General features: G+C 49.3%; 14 protein-coding genes and 1 tRNA gene. 11 read left to right on the top strand and 4 right to left on the bottom strand.

Annotation, left to right across the window (positions count from 1 at the left end; genetic code table 11):
• Positions 1 to 51 precede the first annotated feature (51 nt).
• The 6 genes from ACNA05_RS09510 to ACNA05_RS09485 all read left to right on the top strand — a co-directional run bounded on the left by ACNA05_RS09510 (position 52) and on the right by ACNA05_RS09485 (position 5866).
• Positions 52 to 1500: a M20/M25/M40 family metallo-hydrolase gene (locus tag ACNA05_RS09510; protein WP_415811234.1), complete on the top strand. Its 1449-nt coding sequence runs from the start codon at positions 52 to 54 to the stop codon at positions 1498 to 1500.
• Between the two features lie 20 nt (positions 1501 to 1520).
• Entirely contained in the window at positions 1521 to 2480 is a 960-nt protein-coding gene (locus ACNA05_RS09505) for an NAD(P)H-dependent flavin oxidoreductase (protein WP_415811233.1), read from the top strand.
• 194 nt (positions 2481 to 2674) lie between these two features.
• On the top strand, positions 2675 to 3784 hold the full coding sequence (locus ACNA05_RS09500) for an OmpA family protein (RefSeq protein WP_415811232.1): 1110 nt from the start codon (positions 2675 to 2677) through the stop codon (positions 3782 to 3784).
• A gap of 34 nt (positions 3785 to 3818) precedes the next feature.
• A complete protein-coding gene (locus tag ACNA05_RS09495) occupies positions 3819 to 4841 on the top strand; it encodes a DUF2853 family protein (protein WP_415811231.1) in 1023 nt (340 codons plus the stop codon).
• 90 nt (positions 4842 to 4931) lie between these two features.
• Positions 4932 to 5417: a YcbK family protein gene (locus ACNA05_RS09490; protein ID WP_415811230.1), complete on the top strand. Its 486-nt coding sequence runs from the start codon at positions 4932 to 4934 to the stop codon at positions 5415 to 5417.
• A complete protein-coding gene (locus ACNA05_RS09485; RefSeq protein WP_415811229.1) occupies positions 5402 to 5866 on the top strand; it encodes a hypothetical protein in 465 nt (154 codons plus the stop codon). The genes ACNA05_RS09490 and ACNA05_RS09485 overlap by 16 nt, the downstream gene beginning before the upstream one ends.
• Before the next feature lie 12 nt (positions 5867 to 5878).
• Here ACNA05_RS09485 and ACNA05_RS09480 read toward each other — a convergent pair whose 3' ends face one another.
• Positions 5879 to 7108, bottom strand: coding sequence for a DUF3667 domain-containing protein (locus ACNA05_RS09480; RefSeq protein ID WP_415811228.1), 1230 nt, complete (start codon positions 7106 to 7108; stop codon positions 5879 to 5881).
• Between the two features lie 125 nt (positions 7109 to 7233).
• Here ACNA05_RS09480 and ACNA05_RS09475 point away from each other — a divergent pair, with 125 nt between their 5' ends.
• The 5 genes from ACNA05_RS09475 to ACNA05_RS09455 are packed head-to-tail and all read left to right on the top strand — an operon-like array spanning position 7234 to position 11619.
• Positions 7234 to 8016, top strand: coding sequence for an SDR family oxidoreductase (locus ACNA05_RS09475; RefSeq protein ID WP_415811227.1), 783 nt, complete (start codon positions 7234 to 7236; stop codon positions 8014 to 8016).
• 30 nt (positions 8017 to 8046) lie between these two features.
• On the top strand, positions 8047 to 8808 hold the full coding sequence (locus ACNA05_RS09470) for a glucose 1-dehydrogenase (RefSeq protein WP_415811226.1): 762 nt from the start codon (positions 8047 to 8049) through the stop codon (positions 8806 to 8808).
• Positions 8808 to 9872 (top strand): phosphotransferase family protein, encoded by a 1065-nt coding sequence (locus ACNA05_RS09465; RefSeq protein ID WP_415811225.1) that lies wholly within the window; start codon positions 8808 to 8810, stop codon positions 9870 to 9872. Before ACNA05_RS09470 ends, ACNA05_RS09465 begins: the two co-directional genes overlap by 1 nt.
• Before the next feature lie 10 nt (positions 9873 to 9882).
• The gene (locus ACNA05_RS09460; protein ID WP_415811224.1) at positions 9883 to 11130 is read left to right on the top strand and encodes an acyl-CoA dehydrogenase family protein; all 1248 of its coding nucleotides are present in this window, start codon (positions 9883 to 9885) and stop codon (positions 11128 to 11130) included.
• A gap of 3 nt (positions 11131 to 11133) precedes the next feature.
• A complete protein-coding gene (locus ACNA05_RS09455) occupies positions 11134 to 11619 on the top strand; it encodes a YajQ family cyclic di-GMP-binding protein (protein WP_415811223.1) in 486 nt (161 codons plus the stop codon).
• Positions 11620 to 11647: 28 nt separating this feature from the next.
• On the opposite strand, the gene ACNA05_RS09450 is transcribed toward ACNA05_RS09455, so the two are convergent.
• The 3 genes from ACNA05_RS09450 to ACNA05_RS09440 form a co-directional block, all read right to left on the bottom strand.
• Positions 11648 to 13360: an amidohydrolase gene (locus tag ACNA05_RS09450; RefSeq protein ID WP_415811222.1), complete on the bottom strand. Its 1713-nt coding sequence runs from the start codon at positions 13358 to 13360 to the stop codon at positions 11648 to 11650.
• Positions 13361 to 13416: 56 nt separating this feature from the next.
• A complete protein-coding gene (locus ACNA05_RS09445) occupies positions 13417 to 15732 on the bottom strand; it encodes a PAS domain-containing hybrid sensor histidine kinase/response regulator (protein WP_415811221.1) in 2316 nt (771 codons plus the stop codon).
• 147 nt (positions 15733 to 15879) lie between these two features.
• Positions 15880 to 15954, bottom strand: a tRNA-Thr gene (locus ACNA05_RS09440).
• Between the last annotated feature and the right edge of the window lie 129 nt (positions 15955 to 16083).

Here is a 16083-nt window from a genome sequence, read left to right as displayed (position 1 = left end):
CTGCACATCAGATAAAGATGATATTTATTCTCTCCGAAAAGGAATTTTCACATGCCCTTTACTCAACTGCCGTTTAAAAAAACCGTCTCCACAGTAACGCTGGCGTTTGTATTGTCAGGAAGTCCTTTCAACGCCGTGAGTTTTGCGCAGTCCGCAGACGCGCCCACAGCTGATGTGTCCTCAGCAAATAATGCGAGCGTCTCTGAGACGGTTCAAGGCTTAATCGATTCGGCGATGGCAGGCTCGTATGGATACGATATCACACGGGATCTGACGACCGAAATCGGAGCCCGAATGGCGGGTACAGAAGCCGAGGCGAGGGCACGCGAATGGACGGTCGAGAAGTTCAAAGAAATCGGTTTGCAGAATGTTCGCATTGAACCGTTTACGGTTCCAGGGTGGGAGCGCGGCGTGGAAACGGCAGAAGTCGTGTCTCCGTTCCCTCAGACCTTATTTATCACGGCTTTAGGAGGCTCTGTAGCGACGCCGGAAGAAGGTATCACAGCGGACGTCGTGTATTTCCCGACCTTTGAAGATTTGGAAAGCGCTCCTGAGGGCGGACTGGACGGTAAAATTGTCTTTATTTCAGGGCGTATGGAAAAGGCTCCGGATGGGGCGGGGTACGGGCCGGCAAATCGCAAGCGTCGATCCGGCGCAACAGAAGCCGGTAAACGCGGCGCGGCCGCCGTAGTCATTCGCTCAGTCGGTACTGACAGCCACCGTTTCCCTCATACTGGTCAGATGCGCTATGCGCCTGATGTCGAGCCAATTCCTATCGGAGCGCTCTCTGGTCCCGATGCGGATCAATTAGAGCGGATGCTGAAAAATCAAGAGGAGGTAGAGCTGAAATTGGTTCTTACGCCTAAATCTGTCGGCGACCTTCCTTCCGGAAATGTCATCGGTGAAATTGTTGGAACGGAACGACCGGACGAAATTGTTCTGATTAGTGGCCATTTAGATAGCTGGGATCTAGGGACAGGTGCAATTGATGATGGAGCCGGCATTGGAATCTCCGCCGGGGCCGCTCAAGTCATTCTTGAGGCTGGGTTAAAACCAAAACGCACGATCCGTGTCGTTGCTTTCGGGGCAGAGGAAATTGGTCTGAAGGGCGGCTTTGCTTATGTTGAGGCCCATAAGGACGAGCTGGCTAATCACGTTCTGGCGACCGAATCCGATTTCGGGGCTGGTCTGGTGTACGAAGTTCAATCCGGCGTGACAGAAGGCGAAGGTGTTTTGAAAGCGATGGCCAGCGCGATGAGTATTCCTTTTGCCGAAGGAAAAACTACGAATGGGGGACCTGATATTGGCCCTATGGCGAATGAAGGCGTACCGACCATGCGTTTCCAACAAGACGGCACTGATTATTTCGATTTGCATCACACGCCGGACGACACATTCGACAAGATTGACCCGAAAGAGATGGCCCAAAATGTGGCTGCTTTTGCCACAATGGCCTGGATGGCTTCCGAAGCGGAAACAGATTTCCGCGCTGATAAATAGTATTTGAAAGATATACTCTCATGACCCTACCTGCGATTTTGGAAGATTTGGATTTTCCCGTAATTGCCGCGCCCATGTTTATCGTGAGCGGGCCTGAATTGGTGATAGCGCAATGCAAAGCCGGAATTGTCGGATCCTTTCCTGCGCTTAACGCGCGCCCGGCAGAGATGCTGGAGAAGTGGATTGTTCAAATAAAATTGGAACTTGAAAAATTCCAGAAAGACAATCCAGACAAGAAAGTTGCTCCTTTCGCGGTGAACCAGATTTGTCACAAGTCGAATAATCGTCTTGAGCACGATATGGAAATTTGTCGCAAGCATGAAGTACCGATTATTATTACGAGCCTTCAGGCCTCAAAGATGGTTTATGATACGACACATAGTTACGGCGGAATTATCCTTCATGACGTGGTCAATATTCGTCATTCTAAGAAGGCGCTTGAAATGGGCGCCGATGGTTTAATTGCGGTTTGCGCCGGAGCAGGCGGGCATGCAGGACTTCTATCTCCTTTCGCTCTTATCCCTGAAATCCGCCAATTCCATGATGGCCCACTTCTGTTGTCGGGTTCTATTGCTACGGGCGGATCCGTCGCGGGGGCCCAAGCCATTGGTGCGGATTTTGCCTATATTGGAACACGTTTCATTGCTTCGGAAGAAGCCAATGCTGAACAAGCCTATAAGCAAGAGATCGTCGATTCGGCTGGGGAGGATATAATTTACTCCTCTCTCTTCACAGGAGTTCACGGAAACTATTTAAAAGGTTCAATAGAGAAAGCCGGACTGGATCCAAATAATTTGCCAACGGCAGATAAGAAGTCCATGAATTTTGGCTCCGGCGGAAATACGGATGCCAAAGCCTGGAAAGATATCTGGGGCGCCGGCCAAGGTGTCGGGAGCGTTTCCTCCGCTCCGCCCGTCGCCGAAATTGTGGCGCAGATGAAAGAGGAATATGCGGCGGCAAAATCCCGTTTGTCATTCTGAGCCTAATCCCGATTAATTGCTGTTTTCATTTCCGCTTTCCCGAGATTGAGGGAGGCTAAATTAAAAACCTTGCAAATCCTTCATCCTTATTGCAACGGCTTCACCCATGCTCTAAAGGATATTTATTAGTTTGGCTCCAAAGTTATTTAATTGGGCCATGGACTAATATTGATGCCTAGACCTTCGGAGGACTTATGGGGAAGTGGTTGTTAGGGATATTACTTTTAGTCATCGGCGCAGCGGCCTATGCGCTGATTATGGGGCCGAAAATATCTGAGAATATGGGGGACGATATTCGCGCCGCTCTTCAAAATCAAAATTATGATTGGGCCGGTGTAGAGATGAACGGCCATATTGCGACAGTAACAGGCAATGCGCCTTCTAATGATGCAGCTCGCGGCGCTGTGGAAACCGCACAAAACACTGTTTGTTCGGATTGTCAGACGGACAGTCCTTGGCATCGTGTTCTAAGTGACGTGACCGTGACAACCTCTCAGCAGGTTCAAGCCGTTGAGCCGCCTGCGGCTACTGTCGAATCTCCCTACACATTTAGTGTTACCAAATTGGAGGACGGGAATGTCACTCTTGATGGGTATGTCGGCAATGCTCAAGAGCGCGACTCGGTTCTAGCAAAGGCCAATACAGCCTTTTCTGAATCAGTTCAGAGCGCCAGTGTTGAGATTGCCAGCGGGGCGCCGGATGAAAACTGGGTAAGCGTTATCGAACAAGGTATCGAAGAATTAGCCCTTATGGATAGCGGACGATTTCAATTAGAGAATAATAACTTTTTAATTCACGGCCAAGCCAGTTCGGCAGAAATACGGGAGCGTATCAACAACTTCGCATCTGATGTACCAGCTGCCTATAATGGAGCGTCAAACATCAACGTCCCTAATTTGGCTTCTGATGTTATTGGACAGGTTGAGTCCCAGGCAATCTGTCAAACTCTATTCGATGATTTAAACGAAGGTACGAAAATCGAATTTCCGTCAGGACAGTCTGATATCACCGGAGATTCTAGTTTTGACCTCTTGGCAGAAATTTCCGCCGCCGCGAATCAGTGCCAAAATTTCCGTATTCAGATTGACGGTTATACGGATAACACTGGTGATACGGAGGCGAATCAGCAATTATCTGAACGACGGGCCAACCGTGTTCTGGCGTATTTGACCCAGCAAGGTGTCGAGCGTAACCGTATGACGGCAACAGGACATGGGGAGTCAAATCCGATCGGCGATAATGCCACGGCGCAAGGCCAAGAAATGAATCGCCGGACTACCTTCACGCTAACACAGGCCCAGTAGACACGCCTGATCCATTCTTATAGGAGACATTTAAATGAACTTAAGTTATATAATTGGATACCTAATCGTTCCCATGGTGATTGCAGCTCTGATCGGGCTTTTTCTAGGGTGGCTTTTATTCCGAGGTAAGAAGCAAGAAGGCGATTTATCTGTCGAAGGCGAAAAAGCTCTCCGGGCAGAAGCCGATAAACTGCGCACAGAGAACCAAGCTCTCAAAGGCAGACTATCTGCAAATGAAACGGAAGTCAGTGATCTTAAAGGTAAGCTCGCTTCTGCTGGCACTGGCGCGAGCGTTGCGTCGGCGGCCCCAGCGGCTCAAGGCGGCGATGATGATGAAACTTACGCGCTGGAATGGCGTAACCGTTATTTAGCGGCGCGGGTGAAATACCTTGAGGGCCGTTTATCGGAAGCGCCGAAAGCCAAGGCTAAAAAGGCGCCTGCGAAAAAGGCAGCAACCAAAAAACCTGCTAGCAAGAAGAAGGCGACGGCAAAAACTGCAGCTTCGGCAACAGCTAAAACCAAAACAGCTAAGAAGCCTGCTCCTAAAAAAGCGGCAGCTAAAAAGACGACAAAGCCTAAAGCCGTTGCAAAAACGGCCGCTGCGACAAAAACTAAGCGTAAACCTGGACCGAAACCGGGAACTAAACGCGGTGAACTGACAGCAGCTGGAAAGCCCCGCAAGAAGCCTGGACCTAAGCCAGGGTCAACGCGTGCCAAGAAACCAAAGGTAAGCAAAGAAGAAGCGGCGTTTGAAAAATACTACACCAATGTCAAAAAGTATGATTCAAAAGCAAAACGCAAGACCGTTGAAAACATCGTGAAATATTGTGGTGTGGCTCTACGTTCGCGCGACAGTTCTCTTGTTGCCTGTTCCGACGAAGCCGAGCTGAAACGGGTCGCAGATGGATTTGTCACTAAAAAACTAGAAAAAGATTCCGGTCAGATGGAACTTGTGAAAAAGGTTTGTCAGGAAATGAAAGGCGACCGGTTTAAGTCCCGCGTAACCTTCTATTACTTGGCGGCAAAGAAAGCCCGCAAGATGAGCTTGTTTAACTAGGGTTGCTCACAGGCTGGATTTAGATCCACGTTTATTTTACTCTAAAGGCCCGCTTTTAAAGCGGGTTTTTTATTGCGTCCTCACTCTGTGATGCTGAGCTATATTCAGATCATGATGAGACACACAAATAATTGTCAAAGGCGTACGGGTACATTCGTCCCGAGTGAAGAAAACAACAACCTATCTATCTCTGACGCTTGGCAGCCTAGGCGTTGGCCAAATTTTTCCTTCGCTGAAATGGCGTGCCGTCACTGCGGGGAGGGGTACATCTGGCCAGAGTTTCTGGATAGGTTGCAAAACCTTCGAAGCGATATGAAGGCCCCTCTGCATATTCTGTCTGGCCATCGCTGCGCGCTTCATAATGCGCATGTTGGCGGGGCGCCATTATCTCAACACCTGAAACTTGCCGCAGACATCAATCTACGGGACTTGAACCGGTTTCGATTACGAGACGCCGCAGAGCGAAACGGTTTTACGGGATTTGGTTTTTACTCAACATTTTTACACATTGACTTAGGACGCCCCCGTCACTGGATCGGCTCAGAGAAAGCGAGGAAATTATGGCAACTGCATTAACGCTTGGATTGGACGCTGCAGCGGGAGGATTATTTGGTATCGTGGGAACGGCTTTGGGCCGCATTGCTGGGTATTTCGAACAAAAGCAACAACACGTCCAAGAGCGCGCCCGGTGGGGGCATGAATATAAACTGCATGAACTCAATATGGCAGCGCGGCATCAGGAAACTGAGTTGGAGTTGGCTCTATCTGCACAACAAGGCTCCTGGGCGGGGCTGGAGGCTTCTATCAAAGCCGAAGCGGCTTTAGGCAAAGCCAGCCAATGGGTCATTAATATACTTCGGCTCGTCCGGCCGGCCATTACGCTTATCCTGTGGTGCATTACGGCAGCTATATTTCTGATCACAAAAGAGAGCGCGATTACGGAAGCCGCTGTATTCGCGGCAACGGCGGCGACGCTTTGGTGGTTTGGGGATCGGGCGCCGAAATCCCCCATCAGCATTTCTTGAGGTATACCGAAACTATCTTGCAATCAGATAATTCTGCATTCCCATTACCGAAAGATAGATCAAAATTGAAAACATAACCGTTAAGTAAATTCCGGCGATGCAGTACGTGGCCCAAACCGTTTTTATGGGGCCTCTTTTAAACATGTGTTTCAAACTGAGCGGCAGGTAAAAAAACAGGTAGGTGGTGAAAACAAGGAAAATCAATCCTCCGGGCAGAAACGAAAAACGGGCCAAAATCAAACCTGCGAGTAATAGGAAAAAGACAATGGCGTGGATATAGGCGGCATGGACCAAATGGTCATAGAGAAAAGCATTGCCTCTGCCTCTGATAAAAAGGGCGCCGAGAAACATCGTGAAGGGCATCATGACAAACATAATGCGCGGGATGTATTTTGAAAAAGTTTCACTGAAATCTGATGGATCCCGCATGAACCGAATGACGCCGTCTCGAAATGACGCTCCGGTCAAATCAACTTCCTGATTGTTTAACATCACTCGATTGGGTCTATTTCCCTGAGTAACAGCCGAACGAAACGTCTCTTCGATAGTTTGTTCAGAAACGGGCGCGCTCTCAGTATCACTAACATCGGCCTTTTCGCTCTCGTCTGTAGATTGGGTTGTTTCAGGGGGCTCCTTTTCAAAAACCAAACCGCCGTCGGAAATTTTCATATCATAGCCAGAGCTATCAAAAACCATCCCAATATATTCAAAATTTCGTTCAGAATTTCTTTTTTCAATTTGGGCTTTGGTCTCAAACATTGTCATGGCGAGAGTCATTTTAAGATCTTCAAGCGTCACTTCATCTGCCGGTTTTTCTACAGTCGCCTTGGGTTGGACGTTTATATCCAAGCTCACAATTTGAGTTTGTGTGATTGCCAGATATCCGAAGAGCAGTAAGCTCATAGCCAGATAAATTCTAACTGGACTACTCCATTTTGTACGTTTGCCATTGGCGAATTCGCGCGCAACTCGGCCGGGTTTCAGCAGAAGCGCAAACCAGGTTTGCCACATACGAGAATCAAGGGAGAAAACAGAGGCAACTCCGTCTTTCGCTAAGGAAAATATAGAACGCCTATAGTCGTCGTTTTTTTGACCGCAGTCTTTGCAATATAGACCCGTAATTTTACTGCCGCAGGAGAAGCAGGTCTCACTCTGATTTTGGTTTGGCACTTTGTCACGATCAAGGACACTCGTCGCGAGCAAGGCTTCAAATTCTATCGTTTCTGATGAGTTGCTATTCACAGTTTTTCCCCCGCTCCCTGTTTGAACAGTATAAGCTGATTTCGTAATCCGTGAACCCGCAAATAAGAACAAATCGGGCAGGGGAAAATACTTGCTCGTTATTTTGCGTTCCGTAAGGTGAGACTATGTTTGAAAATCAGATTATTGCTATCACAGGTGCAACAGGTGGAATAGGTCGCGGCATTGCCGAAATGTATATTGCTAACGGGGCCAAGGTGGCGATTAGCGATTATAAAGACTGCCAAGAAACAGCTAAAGAAATCGGAGCGAAAGCCTATATCTGTGATGTGAGCGATGAAGCGTCTGTCAAAAACTTTATCGCCTCCGTTGAAGCCGACCTTGGGCCAATTGACACCTATATCTCAAACGCAGGGGTCGGTTCCGGAAATGGCCGCTATGTTGCCAAAGCTAGTAATGAAAGCTGGGAGCAGGCGTGGCAGGTCAATGTGATGGGGTCCGTTTATGCCGCGCGAGCCCTGATGCCGTCCTGGGTGGAGAGAGGCTCCGGCCGCTTTGTTGTCACGGCGTCAGCGGCGGGTCTTTTAAATCAAATCGGAAGTGCTTCTTATACCGCAACGAAGCACGCGGCAGTCGCGTTTGCGGAATCGGTGGCAATTGAACACGGGGCAGACGGTATAAAAGCCAATTGTATTTGTCCGCAATATGTTCGCTCTGAAATGACAAAAGGCATGGCCATGGCTGAGAATAGTCAGGACGGATATCTTGAGCCGTCCGACGTCGCCAACGCTTTGAAAGCGGCTATAGAAAAAGACCAATTCTATGTTTTTCCGCATGAGGTTGTTCAGGAGTATTTTGTCAATCGGGCAAAATATCCGGACGCCTATCTGGACGGAATGGGCAAGCTAAAACAAAAAGTCGGCGACGCCTTTGCTGCGGCAAAAAAATAACAGGCACAATACCAACTAACGGGAAGAGTTATGACGAAGAGATTTGATTTATCCGGCAAGGTTGCTTTGGTCGCGGGCGCGTCTCGCGGTATTGGCGAAGCTGTCGCGCACGGCTTAGCGGAACACGGCGCGACAGTTATATGTTCAAGCCGGAAGCAAGCTGACTGCGAGAAAGTCGCGGAGGCTATTCGGGAGAAGGGCGGTAAAGCTATCTCTGCGGAGCTTCATCTGGGCGAACTAGATCATCACGACAAGGTCTTGTCCATGATCGAAAAGGAGTTTGGTCGTCTTGATATCTTAATCAATAACGGCGCTACGAGCCCGCATTTCGGCCCTGCCCACGAGGCCAGTGAAGGCGCGTTTGATAAGACAATCGAAGTGAATACACGCGGCCCGTATTTCCTGACAACCAAAGCTTATAAAATGCTCAAAGCTGATGGCGGCGGCTCAGTGGTGAATGTTGCGTCAATTGACGGGCTACAGCCAGCTGAGTTCCGCGTTATCTACGGCATGAGTAAAGCGGCCCTGATCGCGATGACAAAGGGTCTGGCCAAGGAGTATTCACAACATGGCGTAAGAGTGAACGCTCTGCTGCCGGGCTTCACGGATACAAAACTCGCCAGTGCTTTGAAAGACAACCCAGCCATGGATTTGTACGTCAAAATGAACTTGGCGATTAAGCGTATGGCTCAACCCGAAGAAATGGTCGGCGCGGTGCTGTACATGGCCTCTGAAGAAGCAAGCTATTATACCGGTCAATGCATGGTGGTCGACGGGGGCGCCGTTATTTAATGGCTGATATCAATCCAACAGTAGAGGTTCGTAAAGGCGAAGAACTGGATATCGACGCTATAGATGCGGTTCTGAAAAAAGAACTGCCTGATTTGAAAGGGAAACCCGAGGTCACTCAATATCCATCGGGCGCGTCCAATTTGACATATGCTCTAGATTATCCGGAGCGTCGTATGGTTTTACGCCGTCCGCCTTTCGGAGATAAGCCAAAATCCGGCCATGATATGAGCCGCGAATACAAAGTGATGAGCGGCTTGAAAGGTGAAGTCCCGGTTCCGAACACGCTTTATTACACGGATGATTCTTCCATTATTGGATCAGAATTTTATGTCATGGATCGTTCCGAAGGGCCGTTGATACACAACAAAATTCCGACAGAGTGGAATTGGACTGAGAAAGATACGCGAGAGCTTTGCGAGAATTTCTTTCAAACTCTGGTTGATCTTCATAGTGTTGATTATGAGGCCGTCGGACTTGGAGGTTTCGGAAAGCCCCAAGGATATGTGAAGCGCCAAATCACGGGCTGGAACCGCCGTTTCGAGGCTGCTTGGACGGACGATATTGAAAAATTTGAAGATGTTCAAAACTGGCTCGTTGACAATATGCCCGCCAAGGAACGCGGCGCGGCTGTTATTCACGGCGATTACCGCATTGATAATTGCATTTTGAAGGCAAGCGACCCGACCCGGATAGAGGCGGTCCTGGATTGGGAAATATCCGCACTCGGCGACCCCATGATGGATTTAGGCAATACGCTTGCGTACTGGATTCACGCGGACGACCCGCCCTTCATGCAAATGATGGTGCGGCAGCCCTCCGGCGCGCCCGGCATGATGACGCGGCAGGAAATTTTGGATTTTTACGCAGAAAAAACCGGAGCGGATGTCTCGGGCTTTCAGTTCTATTACGTTTACGGCATTTGGCGTTTGGCGGTTATCATCCAGCAAATTTATGCAAGATTTTATCGCGGGCAAAACGACAATCCGAGATTCAAAGACTACGGACAAATGACAAGTGCTCTCGGGCAACTTGCCAGACTGAAAATCAAAACAGGCGAATTATAAGGGAAAGATTATGGCAGTCATGGATTTAGGTATGAGCGAGCGCGTCAAGCCGCTCGTCGAAAAAGTACGGGATATGGTTCAGAATGAAATTCTGGACGCAGATGCAGAGTATCACGCCGAGGTCGGAAAAGCCGGGGATCGATTTAAATTTACGGATCGCCAAAATGAAATTCGTGAGGGTTTGAAAGCGAAAGCGAAGGAGCAGGGGCTTTGGAACTTCTGGCTCACAGACTCAAAACGCGGTTATGGTCTTTCTACTGTAGAATACGCTTATCTTGCCGAGCAAATGGGGTGGTGCACACTTGCCCCGGAAGTTTTCAACTGCTCCGCCCCTGACACGGGGAATATGGAAGTCTTGGAGCGCTACGGTACGGACGAGCATAAGGAAAAATGGCTTAAACCGCTTCTGGAAGGTGAAATTCGTTCCGCGTTTCTCATGACAGAACCTGATGTGGCGTCCTCTGATGCGACGAATCTGGACTTCAAGGCTGAGAAAGACGGCGATGAGTGGGTTTTTAACGGCGAGAAGTATTGGTCTTCCGGCGCAGGCGATCCGCGTTGCGAAGTCTATATTTTAATGGCCAGGACGGCCGCGCGTGATAGCGGCGTTCCGCGTCATGGGCAGCATTCTATGTTTGCGATTGAGGCTGATTTGCCGGGCGTTGAAATTCTTCGCCCGATGACCGTCTTCGGTCATGATGATGCCCCGCACGGACATATGCATATTAAATTCACGAATGTACGCGTTCCGGCTGATGCACTTTTGATCGGCGAAGGTCGCGGATTTGAAGTCAGTCAAGGCCGCCTCGGCCCCGGCCGCATCCACCATTGCATGCGCGCTGTGGGCCAAGCTGAACGGGCTTTAAAGCTTATGTGCGAACGCTCTTTGAGCCGGACAGCGTTCGGCCGTCCTTTGGCAAAACTGGGCGCTAATTACGACATCATCGCGGAATGCCGTATTGCGATAGAGCAGGCGCGCTTGCTTTGCCTGAAAGCCGCTTGGATGATGGACCAAGGCGACTCCCGGGCGGCGGCGCCTTATATTTCCCAGATTAAAGTGGCCGCGCCAAATATGGCTTTGAAAGTGATAGACGAGGCCATGCAGATGTTTGGCGGAACAGGTGTCTCGCAAGATACGCCTCTAGCCAATATGTATGCCGGAATGCGGACGCTTCGATTCGCCGACGGCCCTGATGCGGTTCACCGTATGCAGGTCGCCCGAAAAGAGCTAAAGCCATATACCAACACAAAGGTCTGATATATGCCAAGCTTTGACATCGTTTCAGAGGCCGATATGGCCGAGGTCGATAACGCCATCCAAAACGTAACGCGCGAAATTACCGTGCGTTATGATTTTAAGGGGTCGAAATCGACGGTTGAAAGTACAGACGGAGCGATAAAGGTCTTCGCTGATGACGAATTGAAACTCAAACAGATGCACGAAATACTGCGCGGCAATCTGCAAAAGCGCGGCATTGAACCGGGCCAACTCGACTATCAAAAAGTAGAGCCTGCTGCTGGGCAGTCTGTCCGGCAAAACATTCTCGTGAAAGACGGGATTGATAAGGAGATGGCGAAAAAAATCGTCAAGGAAATCAAAGGCTCAAAGATAAAGGTTCAGGTATCTATTCAAGGTGATACCCTGCGCGTCACTGGAAAAAAACGAGACGACCTTCAAGCGGCCATTCAGTTTGTAAAAGATATGGGACTTGAACAACCCGTTCAGTTCAAAAACTTCCGGGATTAAAAGCGCCGTCTTACGATAAGGACGGGAATTATTCTTCCCGTCCGTCAAATGCCATTTTACCGTTGACCATGGTAAACAGGGGTTCGCTCGTCAGTATTTCTGGGCCTGGCGCTGTCATTAAATCTGTTTTGAAGGCGCTAAAATCAGCGCGTTTGCCGACTTCAATTGTTCCAAGTTTATCTTCTTCAAATGACGCGTAAGCGGGCCAGATCGTAAACATTTTCAAGGCTTCCTGACGGCTGACCTTTTCCTCTGGGTACCAATTTTCATCGCTGTACCCTTCCATATCTTTACGCTGCGTGGCAGCATAAAATTCAATGCGAGGGTCGCCGACCTCAACTGGTGCGTCAGATCCACCGACTATGATAGAGCCGGAATCAATGAGGCTCCGCCATGCATACCCGCCTTCGAGGCGCTTCTTTCCCAGTCGATCAACCGCGAAGTGAAGGTCGCCAATCGCGTGGCTAGGCTGCATGGACGGAATTATTCCATATTCGGCAAAAAGAGGAATATCCTCGACATCAACGATTTGAGCGTGTTCCACTCGCCAGCGAGGGTCCTCCACTTTCCAGCTAGATTTAGGAACGGTTTCAAACGCGTCCTTATACCATTGCAGAACGTATCGGTTTGCCCGGTCGCCGATGGCATGAGTGTTTACCTGAATTCCGTTGCGTAGCGCTGTTTCGAGAAAAGCTTCGACTTGAACTTCTTTAAGAGTCATCAGTCCATCATTGTCCGGGTCGTCCGAATAAGGCGCGAGGAGGGCGGCGCCCCGCGAACCTAAAGCGCCGTCCGCATAAAGCTTGATCGCGCGCGTTGTAATAAGGTCGTTTTCTGCTGTATCCGTCTCCATGGTTGGTATGGCGCGGTTATTCTGAAGGTCAATAGAATTATAGACTCGGATTTTAATATCTTCTGAATTGGCAAGTTCCTGCATAAGAGCAATATCATTAGGCTCAACAGACATAGAATGGAGATTGGCCCATCCCCTCGAGGCATAAAGTTCCGCTCCTTGAATATATGCCTCCCGACGACGCTCGGGCGTTAGGGATGGCATGAGGTCAGAAACCAAATCCTGGGCTTTATCGATTAACATTCCTGTGGGTTCACCGTCTGAGCTCAGATTAATCGCGCCGCCAAAGGGAGCTTCCGTTGCTTTATCAATGCCGGACTTTTCCAGAGCAAGCGAGTTTACAACGGAGGCGTGACCGTCGGCCCGCGTCAGAATTACGGGATTATCCGGCGCGACTTCATCCAAATCTTGGCGAGTTGGAAATCGTTTTTCTGGCCAATGGGTTTCGATCCAACCCCGTCCATATACAGTCTGCCCATCTTCAGCCTTTTCCACCTCTTCTGCGAGTTGGGATTTTAAATCCGCTATAGAGTCTGTGCCTTCAAGATTGAGGGTCATTTCGCGCAGGCCGATACCGATAAGGTGAGCATGGCCGTCTGTGAGACCGGGATAGAGAGCGGCCCCGTTTAAATTAATACGCTGCGACGTTTCACTCTGGCACCACTGGTCTGTTTCAGGGCCCGCATAGGTGATTTCGCCAGACGTGACTGCTACAGCTTCAACAGTGGGTTGCAAGTCAAGCGCCGTGTAAATTGGGCCGCCCGAAATGCACCAACTTTTTTCAATGTGTGCGTTTGCCTGCCCGCGATTTTCAGCAACCTTTTCGGGCCCGCAGGCCGCAAAGGAAAAAGCGATTCCGGATAGCAGAAAAGTTTTGTAAAGTGTCATATCTTATTTCGGTCTGGGTTAAGTCCCAATCAAGATAAGGATTTTGAGACAAGAAACTAGCCCGTCTGTTGAATAACATTCTGAGTTTCGGAATTTGCCGATAGTTTTGGACTGATCGTCTCAAAAGCATTTAAGAGTTCTGTGAGTTTAACAGGTTTCGCTAGAGCTTCATCCATTCCGATGTTCCGGCAGAGGCGCTTTTGCTGATATTGGGGGTCCGCTGTTAAAGCAATGATTGGAATATCAGCATAGGGTTTCTTACTGCCGCGTATAGACAGAGTAGCTTCAATTCCGTCCATTACCGGCATATGAATATCCATGAGGACAACATCAAAAGCCTGACTGTCGAGCTGATCAATGGCTTCCTGACCATCGCTTGCAGTTACGATAGAGCCAACCACGCTTCCAAGCAAAGACGACACCACCATGTGATTGGTTGCATTGTCGTCGACGACCAACAGACGCAGATTGGAATAGGGCGTATTATCTTCTGTGTTGCCCTGTTTCTGAGGCGATGCCGCGAGCATATCGCTTATCAGGCTGCCTGATGTGGCCGGAGAAGTTTGCTCCGGCATTATGTCTGGCGCGACTGAAGTGTTTTGTTCTTGAGGTTCAACAGCTTTAACTGTCTCTGGCTCTTTGGGGGCCTGCGGCGTTGCTGCAGGTGCCTTAGGGCGGGGCAAATCAACTTGTCTTTGTGAGTTTTCCACGTTCGAAGCTTTCTTCGTTCCCGAAGGTTTGGGGGCCGAGGCGGAACACTCTTTAAACGGTATAGCAATGATGAAAACAGTGCCTTCGCCTTCAGCTGACTTTACCTTGATAGAGCCGCCCATGAGTTCTGCAATTTGCTTCGTAATCGTCATGCCGAGCCCCGTACCGCCAAAACGACTTGAAATGGATTCATCCGCCTGTGTGTAGGGTTCGAAAATTTGTGACTGTTGTTTCGGTGTCATGCCGATGCCGTTATCTTTGACGGCCAAGACTAGTCGTGCGGGGGCGCCAGGTTTCGAAATAGTGGTCAGGACAACGTGAACTTGTCCGCCTTGAGTGAACTTCACAGCATTGGAAAGCAGGTTGTTCAAACATTGCTCGTAACGAAAGCCATCCATCATAATTGTGGAGGGAAGGGACGGGTCAAAACTATAGGTTAGTTTTGTATTGTTCTTTTTGGCCTGATCCTCCCAAAGCCTGCACACCATTTCCACGCAAGCTTTTGGATCGGTCGGCACTGGAACTAGTGAAACTTTCTCTTCTTCCATTTTACTGTGATCCAGAGTGCCATCGACAATTCTGATGATTTTTTCAGCGGAGTTCTGAATAAGCTCCAGCTTGGGTTTTGTCACAGGGTCAGGGTGGTGGTGTAACAAGGCGTCGGAAATGCCGATTACGGCGTTCATTGGCGTCCGGACATCATGGCTCAATCGGGCAAGGATATCGTTCTTCGCCTTTAAAGCTTTTTGAGCTTTATCTAAAATTTGACGTTGTTTTTCTTGCGCTTCAACCTCTTTGGTAACGTTCACGAAATAACAGAACATGCTAGTTATTCGGCCGGTATCCGAAATCTGTGGCACGCCATTGAATTTAAGGTGAAACGCGTTTCCGCTTGCATCCACAATTCGTGTCTGAAGATCCCAGCTTTCTTTAGATTTTATGGCGTCGTTCCAGGCGTCTTCACAATGCTGCCTATCGTCTGGGTGCATTAGGCAACTGAAGTTCCCAGTCTCTGCCTGGCGAATTCGCTCGGCGCCCATAAGTTGTTCGAAGTTTTTGAACGAAGTTTTCCAACTCTTGGTTTCAAAGTTAAAAACCCAGTATCCGGCGGAACCGACATTCATGGCAATATCAAGGGCACGCTCTGTGACCACCCTGTCTGTAATGTCTCTTATCGTTACCAACATCCGACCATCACGCCCATAGCCTTGGGAAAACGACAGGTGTTTGCCAGCGGGGGTTGTGATCTTCCAGTCCGCCGTCTGCTTTGGGGCTTGCAAACGGGCGTTGGTGATCAAATCCTCGGTCAGGGCTTTTAATGTGGTTTCAGATCCTTCTCCGAAGTCTCCTCTGGCAACGCAATATTCAATTAGGTCGTCGTAGCAGGTCAGACGTTCAAAATCAGCGTCGCTCAGGCCAAAAAGATCATTGGTCAAGGCGTTGCAATATTCAAGATTTAGGGATTTGTCGAACACCATCAAGGCCTGTCCGGATAGTTCGCCGAGGCGCTCTAACCAGAAATAGTCTTCGGTTCTTCGATTTGTCTCGCGGCGATCCATGATCGTTTTCGTGGCAGCTCCGTCAGGGCCATTGACCGCGACATAGTTTTGTTCGCCTTTTACATCAGGCAAATTTTCACCGCTTATGCGTGTGCGAATCATCCAAAACGCCCCATTCTCTCTAAAATTTAGGAATAATAGGAACGGAAAAGACAAAATGTCGTTAACAAGTCGTCGCCTAGAGCTGAAGGTCGCCAATAATGTCCGAAAAAGGAAAACAGCACTAATAGAGTGTAAAGAATGGGAGGCTGGTGCCGCGAGGGAGAATTGAACTCCCGACCTCATCATTACCAATGATGCGCTCTACCACTGAGCTACCGCGGCGTTAAACCGGAAGCGCGGCCTATAACGCAGAGCCGCACAATTGAAAAGACCCTTTACGGGTTCCAACTCATAAAACTTATATCGAATCCAAACCTTATATCGAATCGCTTCCTCAGTATTTGGCCTGCG

Source organism: Litorimonas haliclonae, assembly GCF_965138505.1.
GTDB classification, from domain to species: domain Bacteria; phylum Pseudomonadota; class Alphaproteobacteria; order Caulobacterales; family Maricaulaceae; genus Litorimonas; species Litorimonas haliclonae.
This window is presented reverse-complemented; position numbering and strand designations above follow the sequence as displayed.

What these genes read in the sequence shown, in the direction of transcription:
- ACNA05_RS09510 (WP_415811234.1), top strand. Translation starts at nt 52, where the DNA reads ATGCCCTTTACTCAACTGCCGTTTAAAAAAACCGTCTCCACAGTAACG.
- ACNA05_RS09505 (WP_415811233.1), top strand. Translation starts at nt 1,521, where the DNA reads ATGACCCTACCTGCGATTTTGGAAGATTTGGATTTTCCCGTAATTGCC.
- ACNA05_RS09500 (WP_415811232.1), top strand. Translation starts at nt 2,675, where the DNA reads ATGGGGAAGTGGTTGTTAGGGATATTACTTTTAGTCATCGGCGCAGCG.
- ACNA05_RS09495 (WP_415811231.1), top strand. Translation starts at nt 3,819, where the DNA reads ATGAACTTAAGTTATATAATTGGATACCTAATCGTTCCCATGGTGATT.
- ACNA05_RS09490 (WP_415811230.1), top strand. Translation starts at nt 4,932, where the DNA reads ATGCTGAGCTATATTCAGATCATGATGAGACACACAAATAATTGTCAA.
- ACNA05_RS09485 (WP_415811229.1), top strand. Translation starts at nt 5,402, where the DNA reads ATGGCAACTGCATTAACGCTTGGATTGGACGCTGCAGCGGGAGGATTA.
- ACNA05_RS09475 (WP_415811227.1), top strand. Translation starts at nt 7,234, where the DNA reads ATGTTTGAAAATCAGATTATTGCTATCACAGGTGCAACAGGTGGAATA.
- ACNA05_RS09470 (WP_415811226.1), top strand. Translation starts at nt 8,047, where the DNA reads ATGACGAAGAGATTTGATTTATCCGGCAAGGTTGCTTTGGTCGCGGGC.
- ACNA05_RS09465 (WP_415811225.1), top strand. Translation starts at nt 8,808, where the DNA reads ATGGCTGATATCAATCCAACAGTAGAGGTTCGTAAAGGCGAAGAACTG.
- ACNA05_RS09460 (WP_415811224.1), top strand. Translation starts at nt 9,883, where the DNA reads ATGGCAGTCATGGATTTAGGTATGAGCGAGCGCGTCAAGCCGCTCGTC.
- ACNA05_RS09455 (WP_415811223.1), top strand. Translation starts at nt 11,134, where the DNA reads ATGCCAAGCTTTGACATCGTTTCAGAGGCCGATATGGCCGAGGTCGAT.
- ACNA05_RS09450 (WP_415811222.1), bottom strand. Translation starts at nt 13,360, where the DNA reads ATGACACTTTACAAAACTTTTCTGCTATCCGGAATCGCTTTTTCCTTT.
- ACNA05_RS09445 (WP_415811221.1), bottom strand. Translation starts at nt 15,732, where the DNA reads ATGATTCGCACACGCATAAGCGGTGAAAATTTGCCTGATGTAAAAGGC.